This is a genomic window from Streptomyces sp. NPDC003379, from assembly GCF_053589195.1.
Genome location: NZ_JBSFRK010000039.1, coordinates 1 through 17,248, shown reverse-complemented (window position 1 = coordinate 17,248; position 17,248 = coordinate 1). Strand labels below are relative to the sequence as shown.

The following is a 17,248-nucleotide window of genomic DNA, read 5'->3' as shown; positions in this document are numbered from 1 at the left end:
TTCAGCCTGGCCCCTCGCCCGGTGCGAGGGGTCGTCGTACCCGTAGGGCGCGTGATCGGAACGCGCGGCCGCCGGACGCGATCACGCGCCCGCCCCGTGGTGAGGGCCCGTCCGGTCGGGCTCGTGCCTCGATCAGGTCGTCTCCGGTGCGTCCGCGCGCGGGGACAGGCGCCCACGAGGAAGGCTTCCGTCGTGACCCCTCGCAGAAATCCCCATCGGGCGGCCGTCGCAGCGACGGCCACGGCCCTGACGTTCACCGTGCTGGTATCCGCTCCGGTCGCCGCCACGGCGAGACCCGGTCCGGCACAGGTCGCCGAGGACCGGCACGGCACGTCGGCCGGTGTCGCCACCGACGAGACGGTGCGCACCGACGCGGGCCTGGTCCGCGGCGCCCGGTCGGGCGCACACCGGATCTTCCAGGGCATCCCCTACGCGGGCGCCCCCAAGGGGCGCCACCGCTGGGCGCCGCCCCGCCCGGTACACCCGTGGAAGGGAGTCAGGGACGCCACGAAGCCCGGGCCGCTGTGCCCGCAGGTGCCGTCCCCGTACGCGCAGATCTCCAGCACGGAGGAGGACTGCCTGGCCCTGAACGTCACGACGCCGCCGGCCACGGACCGGCGTCGGCGGGCCGCGCCCGTGCTCGTATGGATCCACGGAGACGGCTCCGTGGGCGGGGGCGCCTTCTTCGACGGACGCCGTCTGGCCGAGCGGGGCCTGGTGGTCGTCACCGTCAACTACCGTCTCGGCGTCTTCGGCGGCCTCGCCCTGCCGGGTCTTCGAGGGTCCGGCACCTTCGGCCTCCAGGACCAGCGGGCCGCCCTCACCTGGGTGAGGAACAACGCCCGCGCCTTCGGCGGCGACCCCGGCAACGTCACCGTCGCCGGTGTGTCGTTCGGCGCGTCCGCCGTGGCCGGACACCTGACGTCGCCCGCCTCCAAGGGCCTGTTCCACCGCGCCGTCATGGCAAGCGGTGAGGCCATGATGGACATGCCGGCCGGCGCGATGGGACCGGGCGTACCGGGATACCCGTGGTACGTGTGGCGGACGGGGCGCGAGATGGAGGACATCACCACCGAGATGACCTCGTCCCTCGGCTGCCGGAACCGCCGCCCGGAGCGCACGCTCGCCTGTCTGCGCGCCCTGCCCGTGAAGACGATCCTCAAGGTGCCGCACATCATGAACGCCTTCCAGGCGTTCGGATACGGCAACGCCACCCTGCCCGAGCTGCCGCCGACGGCCCTGCGCACCGGACGCTTCCACCGCGTGCCCGTCCTGTCGGGCGCGACCCGGGACGAACACCGCACGTTCGTCGGGATGATGTACGACGCGGTGGGAAGAGAGTTCACCGAGGCCGACTACGGCCAGGCGCTGCGCACCGCGTTCGGCAAGCGGCCGGCGAAGTGGGTGCGGGCGGAGTACCCCACGGCCGCGTACCCGTCTCCCGCGCTGGCGTGGGCCACCGTGATCACCGACCGCATGTGGGCACGCGGCACACGGGACCAGCACCAGGCGCTGGCACGACACGCCCCGGTGTACGCCTACGAGTTCGCCGACCGCGACGCGCCGATGTTCCTGCCGCTGCCCGGCGACTTCGACTTCGGCGCCTTCCACGCGGGAGACATCCCGTACCTGTTCGAGGACGAGACGGCAGAGCCACAGTTCACCCCGGCGCAGCGCCGCCTGTCAGCCACGATGAGCGGATACTGGGCCGCGTTCGCCCGCACCGGCACACCGCGCGGCGCCGGCCTGCCCGCCTGGCCGCCCTACCGGCCGGACCACGTCGGCCGACCGTACACACAGTCACTGGCCCCGCACCGGATCGGCCCCGTCGACTACTACCGAGAACACAACCTCGGCTTCTGGAACCGCAAGCCCTGACGATCGTCGGCGGCTCAGCGCGGGGTGCGCACGAAGACATCTCCGATCAGGTTGGTGTCGTCGTGCTTGCCGTCCTCTCCCGGTGAGAGCAACTCTCGTGGCCGGTGCGCGGGGGAGTGGCCGTCGTACCGCTGAAGTGTGCCGGTACGCAGGTCGCGGACGAAGGCGTTCCAGGACGCGGGTTCGTGGCCACGGAGGCGAGGACGGCCCCGGCCACCCGTCGTGCCCGGCGGTCTCCGCCGAGCCGCCGGGGACGTCGACGCAGATCGATCCGCCGCCCAAAGCCCGGGGCCCGTGGCCCGGGGCGGGAAAGCTCTGTTACGTCGACGCGGTGTGCACCAGGTCGGCCATCAGTTCCGCGAAAAGGTGCGGGCGGCTGAAGTATCCGACGTGGGACGCGGCCAGCGTGCGGACGTCGAACGGGTTCTCAGGCGTCAGCTCGTCCGCCTTGCGGATCATGTAGTCCTGCACGGCCGGGGGGATGCTCAGGTCATCAGAGAGGCGTACGAAGGTGTGCGGCACTCTTCCCCATTCCGCGGCCCGCGCCACCGCGCCCTCCTCCAGCACCGAGTAATTCTCATCCGGGTCCATGGAGTCCAGCAGCATCCGGAACTGGTGGTCGGTGGCGTCCGCCATGACAGCGGCCTTGAGCTGTGCGAACAGCACGGGGTCGGCGTGCGCACTCCGCCAGTTGAGCCGTACCACCCCCTGATTCCCCGCGTCGGGCACGGTGATCCGCGCCGCTGCGGCGTCCAGCAGGTTGTCGTCGACGACGTCCCACTCGTCGGTGACCATCGCGGGGTCGCTCAGGCAGACAGCGGAGAGGTACACGACGCGGTCGATGAGTTCGGGCACGGCGTTCGCGACAGCGGTGACGGTCAGGCCGCCGAAGCTGTTGCCCGCCAGGACCAGGGGCCCCGACGGAGCGAGCCGGTGCAGGACGTCCACCACGTGACGCACGTTGTCCCGCAATGTGATGCCACGCATCGGGGACGGGGCGGTCGCCAGTGCGGCCAGATCCTGCGGCTGCCGGTAGTAGGCGGCCGGGTGGTCGGCGCGGTCGCCGTGTCCGGGCAGGTCGACGGCGTACGAGCGGTGCCCGTGCAGGGCCAGCTCGTTCTGCAACGGCCCCCAGGCCCGGGCGTTGCTGGACCCACCGGGAACGAACACGAAGGTGGGGTGTGAGGTGGTGCGCATGAAGGATCCTCGTCATCCTGAGGCGAACGGTGAACAGTGCGCGGATGACCAGGTGCCGACGAACGCGCGGGTCAGCACCGGGTCCGGGACACCGAACGGATGCGCAGGGACTGCCAGTTGTGCGTGACCGTGTACATGATCGGGACTCTAGGGCCCGGGCCGTCACACCTGCCACCGCATTTGACTGCCGCGATCACTCATGAACGTAGGCCTGTTGTGGTTCGCGTTGCCCGCCCACCAAAACCCGTTGGCGCACCACGGCGACCACTGCTACTTTTCCGGAGGCCGTGCGAGAGAACGAGGAGGTGGTACCCGTGAACGCAGTATCGACATGGGTGCTCCCCTCCGGGGTCACGGTCGGGCGATAGGTCGTCCGGGAGCGCCGTTCAAGCGCACTCCCGAAAGGCACGACCATGCACTTCACTTCCGAACAGCGCCTCGACGACGGCGTCCTGGAACGCGAATTCACCCTCGGCGAGATCCCCGGCACCTTGTGGACGCCTGAATCCGCCGCACCGGCCCCCCTGATCCTGATGGCCCACAACAACGGCCTGCCCAAGAGGGAAGCCCGGCTGGTGGCCCGGGCCCGGCACTCCGCGGCGTACGGCTACGCGGTGGCCACCATCGACGCCGCCGGGTGCGGTGACCGGCCCCGTTCCGCCGCCGACGAGCAGGCCCGCGCCGACCTCCGCCGGGCGATGCAGGCCGGCGAGCCGGTCGACGAGCACTTCGAGTCCGTCGTCGGTCCGATGGTCGAAAAGGCGGTCCCGGATTGGCGGACCACCCTGGACGCCCTCCTTTCGCTGCCCGAGATCGGCGGCCCGGTCGGGTACTCGGGGTGGACCGCCGTCGGCATCCGCCTTGCGGCGGCCGAGCCGCGCATCGCGGCCGCCGGTTTCTTCGCCGGGGGCTACGTGCCCCGCGCCCAACGCGAGGAGGCCCGGCAGGTCATCATTCCGCTGCTGTTCCTGCTGCAGTGGGACGACGAAGGGAACCCCCGGCAGCGGGCCCTGGACCTGTTCGACGCCTTCGGCAGCAAGGAGAAGACGCTGCACGCCAACCTGGGCGGGCACACCGGTACCCCGTGGTTCGAGGCGGAGGACGGGGGCCGATTCTACGACCGGCACCTGAAGTGAGCCCGGACCCTGGACCACGGGCCTCCCTTGATGTGTTTTGCGGCCCGTGCGGCCCGTGCGGCCGCGGCAGTGTCAGCGCCAGTGGTTGTTGCTGGCGTGGTCCCCGTCGAGCCAGCGGGCGAGATCGGCGTGCGCCGTCGCGCGCCGCTCGGTGTCGATCTTCTCCGCGTCAGGGTGGTCGACGGTGAACTCGAGCATCAGCCCGTTGGGGTCCGTGATGTACAGCGAAACACAGAATCCGTGGTCCATGACGAAGGTGTCCGGCTCCGTGTAGCCGGCCTCGCCGATGCGCTTCCGCATGGCCTCCTGGATGTCCTGCTCGACCTTGAAGGCGATGTGACGAAAGGGGGTGAAGTCGACATCGGTCTTGAATTCCTTCTGGTCCTCGGGGTCGGCGAACATGAAGAAGGCCAGGGCGCCGCCATCGGCCAGGCTGTAGAAGGTGTGGCAGTAGGCGCGCTCGGCACCGGATATCACGGCGCTCTCGGTCCACGTGGCCACCAGGGGCAGGCCGAGTACATCCTCGTAGAAACGCCGGTTGGCTTCCTGGTCGTCGGTTATCCACGCGTGGTGGTGGAGGCGAAGAGGGAGGGCTTGGCTCATGTCGGGTCGTCTCCTCTGACGGGGCAGGACGTTGGGTCGACGCTCAGGCGGCTGCCGACTCCCTACCCAGGATGACCCATCTGATTGAACGTTAAACCGGCGAGCACCAGCCTGGACGGCATCCCTTCACGCGAGTCACGCGAGGCTCACCTCCACCCCCCGGCGGGGCTATCTGACCTGGCAACACCCAAGACAAGGCAGGTCTCTTCGGTGCCGTGCCCCGAGGCCCGCATTGGGAAATAACTGAACAGGGCCTACGGAGTATGGTTGCCCGGAGTTCGGCCGAATGCTGGGGAAAGGTGGCAAAGTGATCCGGACGCTTTTCGTTGACGCTGGTGGTGTGCTCTTCAACAACATTAACGAGGAGACAGAGTTTATTGCCCGAGTGGCTGATCGCCATGGTGTGGACAGGGCGGAGCTGAACTGGCGCGCCATGGCGGCGGCCCGCGTCTACGAAAGCGGGCGAAAGCATGTGCACCAGGTATTTCACCGGCTTGTCGGAGGATATTCCTGGTCGAGGCAGGGGCAGGGGCAGGGTCGGGATCGGGGAGTCCTGGACACGCAGTGGCTCGATCACACCTACATGGACTGCGTGCGCGCCTACCACGACAATGCCCGGGCGCTGCGGGAGCTGCGCGAGGAGCGGCCGGACCTCACCCTGGTGCTGACGAACAACGAGGCCGAGCACTGGGACCGGCTCAAGGACGAGGCGTACGGGCACCTCGGCATGTTCGATGTGCTCTGCTCGTCATGGCGGGTGAACCGGGTGAAGCCGGCCCGGGCGTTCTTCGCGGAAGCCCTGAGCCGGTGCCGGACGACGCCCGAGGAGACGCTGCTCGTCGACGACCGCCTTCCGGTGTTGCGGGCGGGAGCCGCGCTCGGCCTGCGCACCCTGCACGTCTCCACGCCGGACGTTCTCGCCGATCGGCTGAGGTCGCTCGTCCACGGCCACCCGGAGCCGACCGGCGTGCTGTGACGCCCGTCAGTCGGCCAGCTCTCCGATATGGGTGAGGACCTTCTCGAACGCCACTGCTATGTCGTCGATCGCGTCGAGCGGGGCGAGGAGCACCTCGTGGCCGAAGCTCACCACGCTGTCGTGGATGCCCTTGGCGACCGGAAGGTCGAAGCGGGCCGGGTTCACCCGCGCCGCGTACTCCCGGTCGATGGCGAACCTGCGCCGCGTACTGGGGCGGTTGAGCGGGTTGTCGTTCAGCGGCTGGTGCGTCCGCATGACGGCGAAGCCCAGTTCGGCGGTGAGCGCCCGGCAGACGCGGTCCACGGTGGCGACGGCCAGTACCTCGTCCGGAAGCCGCACCGCGTAGCGGTAGTAGGACCGTTCCGTCGTCTCGGCCGAGGTGGCCTGCGGGGTCAGCCCCAACGCGCTCAGACGTGCGCTCAGCTGCTCGGCGGACCGGCTGCGGCGCGCGTTCTGTTCGTCGAGGAGATCGAGCTGGTCCACCAGGACGGCCGCGTGGAACTCGGACAGGCAGGCGTTGCTGCCCATCAGGTGGCCCGTTTCCAGCAGTTCCATCTCGCCCACGTTCACCGCGTCGCGCCGCAGCACCCTGCCGTCCGCACGCAGATGCTCCGCCCGGGTCGCGATCTCGGGGTCGTCCGTGATCACGGCGCCACCCTCGCCGCAGGTCAGCAGCTTGCTGCCCTGCATGCTGAAGACTCCGGCGGCGCCGAAGGCACCCACCGGCCAATTGCCGTACCGCGCGCCGTGCGCATGGGCGCAGTCCTCGATCAGCGGTAGGTTGTAGCGCTCGGCGATGCCCAACAGCGCGTCGAGGTCCGCGACCGCCGAGTAGGTGTGTACGACGGTGATGGCCCTGGTCCGGTCGGTGATGGCCGCCTCCACTGCCGCCGGGTCCAGGCAGTAGGTCGACGGATCGACATCGACCAGGACCGGCACGGCATTGATCCCCAGGACCGCCGACGCGGAGGCCACCCAGCTCAGCCCCGGAACCACCACCTCGTCCCCGGCACCGACCCCGCAGGCCTCCAGAGCGATGGCCAGCGCGGCTGTTCCCGTCGCCACCGGCACGCACAGCGTGGAATTGCAGTACTCCGCGAATGACTCGGCGAATTGACGCTCGTAGGACTGCCGTCCCTGATAGGCGCAACTGATGGTCCACCGACCGCTCATCAGCACCTCTTCGAGGCTTTTCAGCGCCCGGTCTCCCGGTTGCGGCCACCGGGGCCACTCACGGTCGGTCAGCCGAGGCCCACCGGAGATTGCCAGAGAATTTCCCATGGTTGTCCTCGCTCTTCGGGGGTTCGACGGAGGCCCTTGGAATTTACGCACCCCCGCAGACGTACGCCACAACGCCCGGTTTGCCGATTCGGTCGCCGCACGTTCGAGTGAGGAAGGTGCGCACTCGAACGACTGGGTACGCTGCGGCGGTCGAACGGTGGGGAACACGCTCGTGCCCTCATGGCCGGCGGCCGAATGAACAACGGTGGGAAACTGCGCGCGAGGAGCCATGGATGCCCATCAATTCCGTTTCGAAGAACGACCGCGGTCGGGCGTCTTTCGCGTCGGCGGCCGACGGACTCCCCGAACACGCCGGGATCGTGGTGGTGGGAGGCGGCCTCGCGGGCCTGGAAGTCGTCACGGCGCTTTCCGACAACGGTGCCCGGGACGTCCTCCTGCTGGAGTCCGGCCCGGGCGACGACCTCGCTCACATCCACCTGAGCCTTCCACAGGACCGCGCCACGGAAGCGGTCTTCGCCCCCGAGAACGACCCCTGCTTCCACCGGCCCTGGGAGTCCGACTCGGCGCACTACACCGGCATATCCGGACTGCGCCGCCGACTGGGCGGCCGGTCACTGTACTGGCACGGAGTGGTCCTGCCTCTGGAGGACTGGGCGCTGTGCACCCCTTGGTGGCCCTCCGACATCGTCGCCGACCTCACCAAGAGCTGGCGGGACGGCCCTTCACTGTACGAACGCGTCACCGACGACCTGCGCGCGTGGAGCTCGCCGACGCCCGGTTCCGCCGAGGGGGCCCGCACCTTCGGCGGACAGGACTTCCTGCCGCTGCCGCGCGCCTGCCGCTACTCCGGAGACGGCCGCTGGGAGGCGTACACCCCCCTCGAACAGTGGCCCCGCGCCGACGGCGTACCGCGGCCACCCGACGGGGTGCGCGTCCGCCACGCCGCGGAAGTCCTGGCCGTGCGCGTGCGCGACGGCGCCGCGCGGGGCGTGCTCGTGCGTGACGGTGAGGGCGCGACGACCACCGTGACCGCCGACGCGGTGGTGCTGAGCGCCGGCACGGTGGAGAGCACCCGCCTGGCCGTCCAGGCCCTCACCGAGCTCGGCGGCCTCGCGGAACCAAGGCTCGGCGGCCTCGCCGACCACATCGTGCAGGGCTTCGTCGTCCGCCTGCCCGGCACCGCCGACGCGCGCGTGCCCGAGCCGGGCTCCTACTACGTCGGGGCCGATCCGGTCTCTCGTTCCTACCTCCGGCTGGACGTGCAGAAGACCGCACCCGGTGAACTCGTCCTGGACGTACGGGTCACCGGAGAACAGTTCCCCAACGACGACAGCGCCGTGGAGTGCGTGCCCGCCGCCGCCCCACCGTGGCGGACCCGGATCCATGCTGCCCTGCACCCGCAGGACCATGAACTGGTCGCCGCACAGCGGGAGACCCTGCGCACCTTGTGGCGGAAGCTCGCCCAGGAGCTCGAACTCCCGGCAGCAGCCCTGGAGTTCACCGCGTACGGCGACCCCGCACGGGACAACACCCGGGTACTGCCCAGCCGTACCCGGGCCCAGTCGATGGGGGTGCCGGAGACCTGGACCAGCCTGCTGGGCACCGAGGACCACGAGGGCGGCAGTCTGCCGCTCGGCCGGATCCTGACCTCCCGGCACGAGTTCGCCGGCCTGCCGGGCCTGTACGCCGCGGGACCCGCCGTCTTCCCGCGGCTGGGTGCCGCGAACCCGTCCCTGACGACCCTCGCGCTCTCCCGCAGGCTCGCCGCGATCCTGACCGGTACGGGCTGACGCCGAGGCCCGCGCTCGCGGCTCCGCATGACCAACACCATCAGCCCTCGTGACACCCAGGGAGGAACAGTGCCGGGACCGGGATACCGCTTCATCGGTGACGAGGAACGGAACAACGTGCTCGCCGTACTCGACCGCTGGTACACCGACCGGGAGGCCTTCGACGACCCCGGTGAGGCGGACATGACCCGCCGCTTCGAACGGGCGGCCGCCGACCGCTTCGGCGCCGCCCACTGCCTCGGCGTCAACAGCGGCACCTCGGCGCTGCTCGCCGCCCTCGTCGGGCTGGGGATCGGGCCGGGCGACGAGGTGATCGTGCCCGGCTATATGTTCGTCGCGTCGATCGCGTCGGTCCTGCACTGCGGCGCCGACGTCGTGCTCGCCGAGATCGACGAGTCCCTCACCCTCGACCCGGACGACGTAGCGGCGAAGATCACCCCTCGTACCAAGGCGATCATGCCCGTGCACATGCTGGGTGCCGGCGCCGACATGACAGCTCTGCGCCGCATCGCCGACGCACACGGAGTGCACCTTCTGGAGGACTGCGCGCAGGCTGCCGGAGCCAGCCACCGGGGCCGCCCGCTGGGCACCATCGGCCGGGCCGGGACGTTCTCCCTCAATCACTTCAAAGTCATCACCTCGCTCCAGGGAGGATTCGTCCTCACCGACGACCCGCAGGTCTTCCAGCGGGCCTACTCCTTCCACGACCAGGGCTGGTTCCCCTACCGCGAGGACCACGGCGAGGGCGACCGGCTGCTCGGCATGAACCTCGGCCTCGGTGAACTGCACGCAGCGGTGGCCCTGGCCCAGCTGGGCAGGCTCGACCTGATCCTGGAGCGGGTCAGAGCGGTGAAGCGGCGACTCGTCGAGCGCGTCGGAGAGCTTCCCGACGTACGCCGCAGGCGACTGCACGACCCGGCCGGGGAGTGCGGCACCGTCGCCGTCTACGTCTTCGACCACGCCAAGCACGCCCGGGACGTCGCGGAGCGCATCGGCGCCAAACCGCTTCTCGACTCCCCGACCCACCACTACGGCAGCCTGCCCGCACTGGCCGCCTTCGGCCGCGGCGACCGGCGGCCCGTGCCGTTCCGCGCTTCAGGGACCGGACGGTGGCTGCGCAACTACGAGCCGGGCGCGCTGCCGCGCACCGATGACATCCTCGCCCGCTCCGTCGCGCTGGCCACCGGAGTGTCCGACGGCTACCTGGGAGCCGGGTTCGGGGTGCACCCGCACTCCTCGGAGGCCGAGATCGACACCGTGGCCCAGGAGTTCCGCCGGGCGGTCCTGGGCAGGAGGGCCGGCACCACGCGCCGCTGACGACACCGGCCGGGAGCCAAGGCCCCACGCTCCGCCACCGCCGGTTCAGCCGGCCACCCCCCGTACCAGCTCGGCGAGTTCGCGTGCGAGGCCGTCGGCCGTGTACGTCAGCCATGGCAGGTCGATCCGCGCGCCGCCGTGCAGATCGTCGACCCGGCCGCCTGCCTCCCGGACCAGGAGCGCGACCGGGGCCCGGTCCCAGACATGGCCCCCCTCGTCGACGATCCCCGCCACCCGCCCCTCCAGGAGATCGGCTACCAGACACACCGACGAGTCCGCCCAACGCATCCGGTCCCGCACCGCCTCGAAGGGGGAACCGGGAAAGAGGAAGCCACCCACACGCGCCCCGGCGAGCGGGCCGGTGAACTCCGGAATGCTCAACCGGCGCACGGCCGACAGCGGTTGGACGTGAGAGGAGGCGTAGGCGCCCGTGCCGGACCGCGCCCACCAGCGCCTGCCCTCGGTCGGCCGGCTCAGGACCCCGATCCGCAGCTCCCCGTCGATTTCGAGAGCCACATGAGTGCCCCAGTCGCGCCGACCCGCCAGAAACGGAATCGTGCCGTCGATCGGGTCGATGATCCAGCGGCGGGCGGACACCGACAGTGCCCCGCTCTCCTCACTCAGCACCGCGTCGCCCGGACGTTCCGCGGCGAGCACCGCGAGCATGGCCTCCTCCACCGCGAGATCCGCCTCGCTGACCGGAGTTCCGTCGGCCTTGCGGTGCGACCGGGGTCCGCGTCCGAAATGGCGCAGGGATATGGCGTCGGCCAGATCCACCAGTTGGTGGGCGAGAAGCAGATCGGCATCGGTTTCCATGGACGTACTCCGCCTTTCCGGCCGGTCGCCGACGAGAGCAACAGGCTTGGGTGCCAGGGTAATTGGAACACTGGGGCCGCGATGTTAGCCTTTGGCATGCTCTTGGAAAACAAGCTCGTGGAACGCCGGAGTCTTCTTCGGCTCGTTGCGGAGAAATTCCAGGACGTCGTAACCGACGGCGACAGAGCCGAGGAACTGAAATTTCTACCGCTCGGCGAGGATAGTTGGTCCTATCGATACGGCCCGTTATGGATCAGTGTGCGCCGTGATCTCGACGGCCATTTTCCCGGCGCCTATGAAGCGGCCCTTCTGATGAACACGGCAGGCAAGGAATTCGTCCTCGCGCCGCTCCCCGGCCGTGACGGAAGGGTGGTCCACGAGGTGTCGGGACTGCCGGTCGTGGTCTTCCCCTACGTCGAACGTGCGGCCGCCACCCCGGACGTGTCCCCCACCTCCGCCCAACTTGATCTGCTCGTCCGCCAGCTGAGGGAGGTGCACCGCTTCTCCTCCCCGGCCGAGCTGGCCGCCGAGCTGCCCGTGGAGGACTTCCGTTTCCCCTTCGAAGCCGATCTGGACAAGGCGCTGCACATCGCGCTCGACGAGGAGACGGAGGGCCTCGGTCCCTATGGCCGCCGGCTCACCGAACTCGTGGGTGGGCGCCAGGAGCACCTGGCCGCACTGCGCCGGGAGGCGGCACAGGTGGCCGCGCGCTGCGCCGGGCTCTGGGACGGCGAACCGCCCGCCATGACCCATGGCGACCCGAGCATGGCCAACGTCCTGTTCGGCACGGGCGTCGACATCCTGGACTGGGGCGGCGCGATGTGGGCCCCTCCGGAGCGGGACTGGGCGGCCGTCACCAGGGCGTTCGGCATGCTCCCTGACGGCCGCGAGGAGTTCCTGCGGTTCTACGAACTGCGCTGGCAGCTCGCCGAGATCGCCGAGTACGTGGCCCGGTTCGCCGCACCGCACACGGGCGACGCCGACGACCACGCCATGTGGGGACGGCTCCTGCACTACCTCCCCGCCGACTGAACGGACCGCGAAGCGAGGAGGTCACGTATGAGCCTGGTCGGCGTCCACAGCGAATGGGACCCGCTGGAAGAGATCGTCGTGGGACACGCCGGGTACGGCCGGCCGGAGATCGTCTCCCCGCTGCCGTATCCGGACCGGATGGTGAAGGAGGCCGAGGAGGAGCTGGAGAACCTGTGCGAGGAACTGAGGGGCCTGGGTGTGAGGGTCCGGCGTCCCCTGCCCGTCGACCACGCGGTGCGCCCCGCGGATCCGGCGGGGGAGACGGGCGCCTTGGGAGCCTGCCGTCCGCGCGACGGACTGCTGACCGTGGGCGGGATGATCATCCAGACGCCGACGGCCTTCGGAGGGCCCGGGCCGGAAACGCCCGCCTACAAGACGCTTCTGATGGAGTACTTCACCAGCGGCAGTACATGGATCGCGGCCCCCAGGCCGCGCCTGACCGGCGCCATGGGCTCACCGGCCGCACCGGCCGGAGAGCGGCTGCCCGAGCTCGAACCGGTCTTCGACGCGGGCAACGTGCTGCGGCTGGGCGCCGATCTGCTCTACCTCGTCTCGGGCAGCGGCAACGTGCTCGGTGCGCGGTGGCTGCGGGCCGTGCTGGGAGAGGCGTACCGGGTGCACATGTGCCGCGGGGTGCGCGGCTCGTCGCACGGAGCCTCCGCTGTCGTCCCGCTCCGGCCGGGGCTGGTCCTGGTCAATCCCGACCGGGTCGACACCGAGGGCATCCCCGCCTTCCTGCGCACGTGGAAACGCGTCGTGTGCCCGGAAGCGGTGGACACCGGATGCCTCGGCGGCAGCGCGCCCCGCTCGGCGTGGATCGGGGCGAACATGCTCGTCGTCCGCCCGGGACTGGTGATCGTGAACCGTCGGCAGGGGAGCCTCATGCGCGTACTGGAGAGCAACGGCATCGACGTACTGCCGCTGGAGATGACCCATTCCCGGGCGCTCGGCAACGGATTCCACCGTGCCACTTTGGATGTACGTCGAACCGGAACACTGGAGAAGTACCGCTTCTGATGAGGAGCAGTGATGCGTTCGCTCGGTATTGAAGGTGCCTGGCTGGTCGAGACACAGACTTTCGCTGACGAGCGGGGAGAATTCCAGGAGCTCTTTCGCGGCGGGTCGTTGAGCGAGGCACTCGGTCATGAATTCGGCGTCGCGCAGGTGAACCGCTCCGTCTCCCGCAAGGGTGTCGTTCGGGGCGTGCACTTCGCCGATGTGCCGCCGGGCCAGGCCAAGTTCGTCACATGCCTCACCGGTGCCGTACTCGACGTCGTGGTCGACATCCGGGTCGGCTCGCCCACCTATGGAACCTGGCGGATGGTCCAGTTGGACGACCCCCGGCGCAGCGTGTACATCGAGGCCGGGCTCGCGCACGCCTTCATGAGCCTCGCCGACGGCGCCACCGTCGTCTACCTCACCTCCGAGGGCTACGCACCGCGGCGGGAGCACGCCATCCACCCCCTGGACCCGCGGCTCGGCATCACCTGGCCGGCCGGTATCGCGCCCGTACTCTCCGAGAAGGACGCGGCCGCACCGGGCCTCAAGGAACTGGAACGAAAGGGAAGGCTGCCCGACTTCGCGTCATGCGTGGAGTTCCATCAGACCCTGCGGCGGCGGCACACCGGCTGACGCCCCGGGCGGGAGGACGCTGCGGCGCGGATCTCAGCGGACCGGGGCGGCGACGTCGTCCGCCGTGCGGTGCAGCGTGGGGAACGCCTCGGCGAGCGCGCCGCGCCAGTCGCGCATCGGTTCGAGGCCGGCGTCCCGCCACCGCTCCTGGCCCAGCACGCTCCAGGCGGGCCGGGCGGCGGGGCGCGCCAGTTCCTGGCTGCTGACCGGGCGGACGCGGCCGGGGTCGGCGCCGAGCAGCCGGAACACCTCCCGCGCCAGCGTGTGCCAGGTCGTCCGGCCCGAATTCGTGGCGTGGTAGATCCCGGCGGGAGCCGTGCCGTCCAGGGCCGCGGTGCCGAGCGCGATGAGCCGGTCGGCGAGATCGCCGGTCCAGGTCGGGCCGCCGTGCTGGTCGTCGACGACCGCCACCGTGTCCCGCTCGGCGGCGAGGCGGATCATCGTGGAGACGAAGTTCGCGCCGCCGGCTCCGTACAGCCAGGCGGTGCGCACCACGTGGCCGCTGTCCGGCAGCGTGTCGAGCACGGCCCGTTCACCGGCGAGTTTGGTCCTGCCGTACACCGTGCGCGGCCCGGTCGGGTCCTCCTCGCGGTAGGGGCGGCCGCTGTCTCCGGCGAAGACGTAGTCGGTGGACAGCTGGAGCAGCCGGGCCCCGGTCGTACGACAGGCCCGGGCGAGGTGTCCAGGCCCCTCTCCGTTCACCTTCATGGCCGGTCCGTGCCGGCTCTCCGCGGCGTCGACCGCCGTCCACGCCGCGCAGTTGACGACCACCGCGGGCCGGCACCGGGCGAGGACTGCCCGTGTGCCGGCCGCGTCCGTGATGTCGAGGGCGTCGCGGCCGAGTGCGATCACCGGCAGCCCGCGGCTCTGGAGGCGCGCGGTGAGTTCCCGGCCGAGCATGCCGGCGGCGCCGGTGACGAGCCAACCGGTGCTGGGCGTCAGGGGCATGGTGATGACCTCCGGAGGCTGGGGGAGAGGTGCAGACGGGATCTGGGTGCCGCCCGCGTCGGTTCGTACGTAGTGCGGTGGTCAGGAGGAGATCTGGGCCCTGCTGTGATCGCCGAGGACGAGACGGTGGGCGTGGGGCACAGCCGGCGCGGGGGTCACCTGGACGTGGCGGCCGATGAGGGAGGCCTCGATCCGCCGCACCCCGGAGATGGAGGCGTTGCGCAACACGATGGAGAACTCCACCTCGCTGTCCTCCACCAGGCAGTCCTCGGCGATGGAGGTGAAAGGCCCGATGTAGGAGTCGGTGACGACCGTGCCGGCGCCGATCACCGCGGGGCCGACCACGCGGGAGTTGCGGATGACGGCGCCCTCGTCGACCTGGACGCGTCCGATGAGTTCGCTGCGCTCGTCCACGAGACCGTTGGAGTGGGGATCGACCGTCTCCAGGACCAGCCGGTTGACCTCCAGCATGTCGCTGACGTTGCCGGTGTCCTTCCAGTAGCCGGTGATCAGGGTGGACCGTACGTCGCGGCCCTCGTCGATCAGCCACTGCAGCGCGTGGGTGATCTCCAGCTCACCCCGCCAGGACGGCTCGATGGCCCGTACGGCCTCGTGGATCGCGCGGGTGAAGAGGTAGACGCCGACCAGGGCGAGGTCGCTCTTCGGCCGCTCCGGCTTCTCCTCCAAGCGGCGCACCCGGCCGGAGCCGTCCAGTTCGGCCACACCGAAGGACCGGGGGTCGGACACCTGGGTGAGCAGCAGATGGGCGTCCGGCCGGTGGTCCAGGAAATGGCGTATGGGTTCGGCGATGCCACCCACCACGAAGTTGTCGCCGAGATACATCGCGAAATCATCGTCGCCGAGGTAGTCGCGGGAGATACGGACGGCGTGAGCGAGTCCCAAGGGTTTGTGCTGGGAAATGTATGTGACGTCGAGGCCAAATTTGGATCCGTCTCCCACGGCCTCCGTAATTTCGTCGACTGTATCCCCGACCACCATCCCGACGTCAGTTATCCCTGCGGCGGCGATGGCCTCCAGGCCGTAGAAGAGGACGGGTTTGTTGGCGACCGGGACCAGTTGCTTGGCCGATGTGTGGGTGATGGGTCGCAAACGGGTGCCGGCCCCTCCGGACAGTACGAGCGCCTTCATGGTCTCTCCCTGCGTGACATGAGGCCACGGGTGAGTCGGCGGACGTACGAGGTGATCCGCCGCTGACTGGATGGCCGAAAGCGATCTGTCTGTGACGCGATTCTTCTGTTGTCGCGCTTCCGAGGCGTAAGGGGCGCGCGCGCTCCCCATCTATTTCTGGGCCCTTTGACGGCCGGAAACTTGCGGGTGAACGGTGGGTCGAACGTCGCGGGCGCCAGCGATTTTCCGTCGAACCCGTGTGGCTTCCCGGTCTCTGCCCGGGATGTGGCGCCCCGGATGCACCGGTGTGGCGCTCCTGGCCTGTACTTTTCAGCCATTTACGGTTGCTTTACCGGCGAAACAGTTAATGATAATCCTACATCCGGGGGAAGTCGGGGGGCGTGCTGCGTGCCGCTCAGTGGGAATGCCTTTTGACCGAAAGGTGTGTAATGGAGCTCAGTTTCAACGGCCATACGCAGTCCAATAGCGGCACTTCCGAGGTGCCGGAAGAAACCGACGGGCGCAGCGCGAAGCTATCCGATGTCGTCAAAGTCCCGATCGCTTCTCTCCGGCCTTCGGACTCCCCACGAAGCGCAGGCGAGGACCCGGATCATATCCGCGCTCTTGCGGAATCCGAAGCGGAACTCCCTCCTATCATCGTGATGCCGTCCACGATGCAGGTGATCGACGGGATGCACCGACTTCGGGCCACCGAATACCGGGGCGCCACCGAGATCGACGTGCGGTTCTTCGAGGGCGAGGAGAAGGACGCCTTCGTCCTCGCCGTGGAAGCCAATATCAGCCACGGCCTGCCGCTCAGCCTCGGCGACCGCAAGGAGGCGGCGGCGCGGATCCTGCTCAGCCACCCGATGTGGTCGGACCGGGCGATCGGGGCGGCGACCGGGATCTCCGCCAAGACGGTGGGCGCGATCCGAGGCCGTTCAACCGAGGGGGTTCCGCAGTCGAACGTCAGGATCGGCCGGGACGGACGGGCCCGCCCCCTGGACCCCGCCGAGGGGCGGCGACTGGCCGGCCGCCTCATGCAGCAGAACCCCTCGGCCCCACTGCGCCAGATCGCCGCTGAGGCGGGCGTTTCCCTCAGTACCGTCTCCGACGTGCGCAAACGGCTGCAGCGCGGCGAGGGCCCGGTACCGGAACGAGGAAGGAAGCGGGCCCAGCCGGACACGGTCACCGGCCGTGTACCGCGCCCGGACCAGCAGCAGGACGAAGCCGGGGCCGACAGACCGTCCCATGCCTTGATCCTGCGCCATCTCAGCCGTGATCCCTCGATCCGGCAGACCGAGGACGGCAGGGCGCTGCTGCGCTGGCTCGCCATCGTGGCCGTGCGACGACAGGACTGGGAGCGGCTCCTCGGAGGCATCCCCCCACACCGCCTGGAGGCCGTCGCCGAACTGGCGCGGGGCTGTTCCGCAACGTGGCAGCAGGTGGCAGAGCAGCTGGAACGGGCCCACAGCGTCCACGCCGGCCCTGGGGCCGGTGGTACATCGGGGGCCGCGGTGAGCGGTAGTGCATCGGGCGCCGAGGTGGCCGGC

The 17,248-nt window shown here is 69.9% G+C and carries 15 protein-coding genes; 9 read left to right on the top strand and 6 right to left on the bottom strand.

Annotation, left to right across the window (positions count from 1 at the left end; genetic code table 11):
- The first annotated feature begins 192 nt into the window (after positions 1–192).
- Entirely contained in the window at positions 193–1,878 is a 1,686-nt protein-coding gene (locus tag ACWDVB_RS30570) for a carboxylesterase/lipase family protein (RefSeq protein ID WP_451516560.1), read from the top strand.
- Between the two features lie 318 nt (positions 1,879–2,196).
- Here ACWDVB_RS30570 and ACWDVB_RS30565 read toward each other — a convergent pair whose 3' ends face one another.
- Positions 2,197–3,075 carry an alpha/beta hydrolase gene (locus ACWDVB_RS30565; RefSeq protein ID WP_451516559.1) on the bottom strand — a complete coding sequence of 293 codons (879 nt, stop codon included), beginning with the start codon at positions 3,073–3,075 and terminating at the stop codon, positions 2,197–2,199.
- 413 nt (positions 3,076–3,488) lie between these two features.
- Here ACWDVB_RS30565 and ACWDVB_RS30560 point away from each other — a divergent pair, with 413 nt between their 5' ends.
- Positions 3,489–4,211 carry an alpha/beta hydrolase gene (locus tag ACWDVB_RS30560; RefSeq protein ID WP_451516558.1) on the top strand — a complete coding sequence of 241 codons (723 nt, stop codon included), beginning with the start codon at positions 3,489–3,491 and terminating at the stop codon, positions 4,209–4,211.
- A 72-nt stretch (positions 4,212–4,283) separates the two neighbouring features.
- Here the strand turns inward: ACWDVB_RS30560 and ACWDVB_RS30555 are convergent, their stop codons facing one another.
- Positions 4,284–4,814: a VOC family protein gene (locus tag ACWDVB_RS30555; protein ID WP_451516557.1), complete on the bottom strand. Its 531-nt coding sequence runs from the start codon at positions 4,812–4,814 to the stop codon at positions 4,284–4,286.
- Between the two features lie 307 nt (positions 4,815–5,121).
- Between ACWDVB_RS30555 and ACWDVB_RS30550 the strand changes: the two genes are divergently transcribed.
- Positions 5,122–5,790 carry an HAD family hydrolase gene (locus tag ACWDVB_RS30550; RefSeq protein ID WP_451516556.1) on the top strand — a complete coding sequence of 223 codons (669 nt, stop codon included), beginning with the start codon at positions 5,122–5,124 and terminating at the stop codon, positions 5,788–5,790.
- Between the two features lie 6 nt (positions 5,791–5,796).
- Here ACWDVB_RS30550 and ACWDVB_RS30545 read toward each other — a convergent pair whose 3' ends face one another.
- A complete protein-coding gene (locus ACWDVB_RS30545; RefSeq protein WP_451516555.1) occupies positions 5,797–7,071 on the bottom strand; it encodes a DegT/DnrJ/EryC1/StrS aminotransferase family protein in 1,275 nt (424 codons plus the stop codon).
- 233 nt (positions 7,072–7,304) lie between these two features.
- Here ACWDVB_RS30545 and ACWDVB_RS30540 point away from each other — a divergent pair, with 233 nt between their 5' ends.
- Positions 7,305–8,822: a GMC oxidoreductase gene (locus tag ACWDVB_RS30540; RefSeq protein WP_451516554.1), complete on the top strand. Its 1,518-nt coding sequence runs from the start codon at positions 7,305–7,307 to the stop codon at positions 8,820–8,822.
- A gap of 69 nt (positions 8,823–8,891) precedes the next feature.
- Positions 8,892–10,139, top strand: coding sequence for a DegT/DnrJ/EryC1/StrS family aminotransferase (locus tag ACWDVB_RS30535; RefSeq protein WP_451516553.1), 1,248 nt, complete (start codon positions 8,892–8,894; stop codon positions 10,137–10,139).
- A 45-nt stretch (positions 10,140–10,184) separates the two neighbouring features.
- On the opposite strand, the gene ACWDVB_RS30530 is transcribed toward ACWDVB_RS30535, so the two are convergent.
- Positions 10,185–10,955: an inositol monophosphatase family protein gene (locus tag ACWDVB_RS30530; protein ID WP_451516552.1), complete on the bottom strand. Its 771-nt coding sequence runs from the start codon at positions 10,953–10,955 to the stop codon at positions 10,185–10,187.
- 312 nt (positions 10,956–11,267) lie between these two features.
- On the opposite strand from ACWDVB_RS30530, the gene ACWDVB_RS30525 reads away from it, so the two are divergent.
- Genes ACWDVB_RS30525 through ACWDVB_RS30515 form a run of 3 tightly spaced genes read left to right on the top strand, consistent with a single transcriptional unit; the run spans position 11,268 to position 13,619 of the window.
- Positions 11,268–11,987, top strand: coding sequence for a phosphotransferase (locus tag ACWDVB_RS30525; protein WP_451516551.1), 720 nt, complete (start codon positions 11,268–11,270; stop codon positions 11,985–11,987).
- A 27-nt stretch (positions 11,988–12,014) separates the two neighbouring features.
- Positions 12,015–13,004 (top strand): inosamine-phosphate amidinotransferase 1, encoded by a 990-nt coding sequence (locus ACWDVB_RS30520; RefSeq protein ID WP_451516550.1) that lies wholly within the window; start codon positions 12,015–12,017, stop codon positions 13,002–13,004.
- A gap of 12 nt (positions 13,005–13,016) precedes the next feature.
- Entirely contained in the window at positions 13,017–13,619 is a 603-nt protein-coding gene (locus ACWDVB_RS30515) for a dTDP-4-dehydrorhamnose 3,5-epimerase family protein (protein ID WP_451516549.1), read from the top strand.
- A 33-nt stretch (positions 13,620–13,652) separates the two neighbouring features.
- On the opposite strand, the gene rfbD is transcribed toward ACWDVB_RS30515, so the two are convergent.
- Together rfbD and ACWDVB_RS30505 are read right to left on the bottom strand one after the other, a co-directional pair.
- The gene (gene rfbD / locus ACWDVB_RS30510; RefSeq protein ID WP_451516548.1) at positions 13,653–14,567 is read right to left on the bottom strand and encodes a dTDP-4-dehydrorhamnose reductase; all 915 of its coding nucleotides are present in this window, start codon (positions 14,565–14,567) and stop codon (positions 13,653–13,655) included.
- 81 nt (positions 14,568–14,648) lie between these two features.
- Positions 14,649–15,716 (bottom strand): glucose-1-phosphate thymidylyltransferase, encoded by a 1,068-nt coding sequence (locus tag ACWDVB_RS30505; protein WP_451516547.1) that lies wholly within the window; start codon positions 15,714–15,716, stop codon positions 14,649–14,651.
- Positions 15,717–16,096: 380 nt separating this feature from the next.
- Between ACWDVB_RS30505 and ACWDVB_RS30500 the strand changes: the two genes are divergently transcribed.
- A partial coding sequence (locus tag ACWDVB_RS30500) for a ParB/RepB/Spo0J family partition protein (protein WP_451612004.1) occupies positions 16,097–17,248 on the top strand: 1,152 nt, incomplete at its 3' end.

Excerpts from the sequence above, each read along its gene's own strand:
- ACWDVB_RS30520 (WP_451516550.1), top strand. The coding sequence starts at position 12,015 with ATGAGCCTGGTCGGCGTCCACAGCGAATGGGACCCGCTGGAAGAGATC.
- ACWDVB_RS30565 (WP_451516559.1), bottom strand. The coding sequence starts at position 3,075 with ATGCGCACCACCTCACACCCCACCTTCGTGTTCGTTCCCGGTGGGTCC.
- rfbD (WP_451516548.1), bottom strand. The coding sequence starts at position 14,567 with ATGCCCCTGACGCCCAGCACCGGTTGGCTCGTCACCGGCGCCGCCGGC.
- ACWDVB_RS30525 (WP_451516551.1), top strand. The coding sequence starts at position 11,268 with ATGAACACGGCAGGCAAGGAATTCGTCCTCGCGCCGCTCCCCGGCCGT.
- ACWDVB_RS30545 (WP_451516555.1), bottom strand. The coding sequence starts at position 7,071 with ATGGGAAATTCTCTGGCAATCTCCGGTGGGCCTCGGCTGACCGACCGT.
- ACWDVB_RS30505 (WP_451516547.1), bottom strand. The coding sequence starts at position 15,716 with ATGAAGGCGCTCGTACTGTCCGGAGGGGCCGGCACCCGTTTGCGACCC.
- ACWDVB_RS30560 (WP_451516558.1), top strand. The coding sequence starts at position 3,489 with ATGCACTTCACTTCCGAACAGCGCCTCGACGACGGCGTCCTGGAACGC.
- ACWDVB_RS30515 (WP_451516549.1), top strand. The coding sequence starts at position 13,017 with ATGCGTTCGCTCGGTATTGAAGGTGCCTGGCTGGTCGAGACACAGACT.
- ACWDVB_RS30555 (WP_451516557.1), bottom strand. The coding sequence starts at position 4,814 with ATGAGCCAAGCCCTCCCTCTTCGCCTCCACCACCACGCGTGGATAACC.
- ACWDVB_RS30530 (WP_451516552.1), bottom strand. The coding sequence starts at position 10,955 with ATGGAAACCGATGCCGATCTGCTTCTCGCCCACCAACTGGTGGATCTG.
- ACWDVB_RS30540 (WP_451516554.1), top strand. The coding sequence starts at position 7,305 with ATGCCCATCAATTCCGTTTCGAAGAACGACCGCGGTCGGGCGTCTTTC.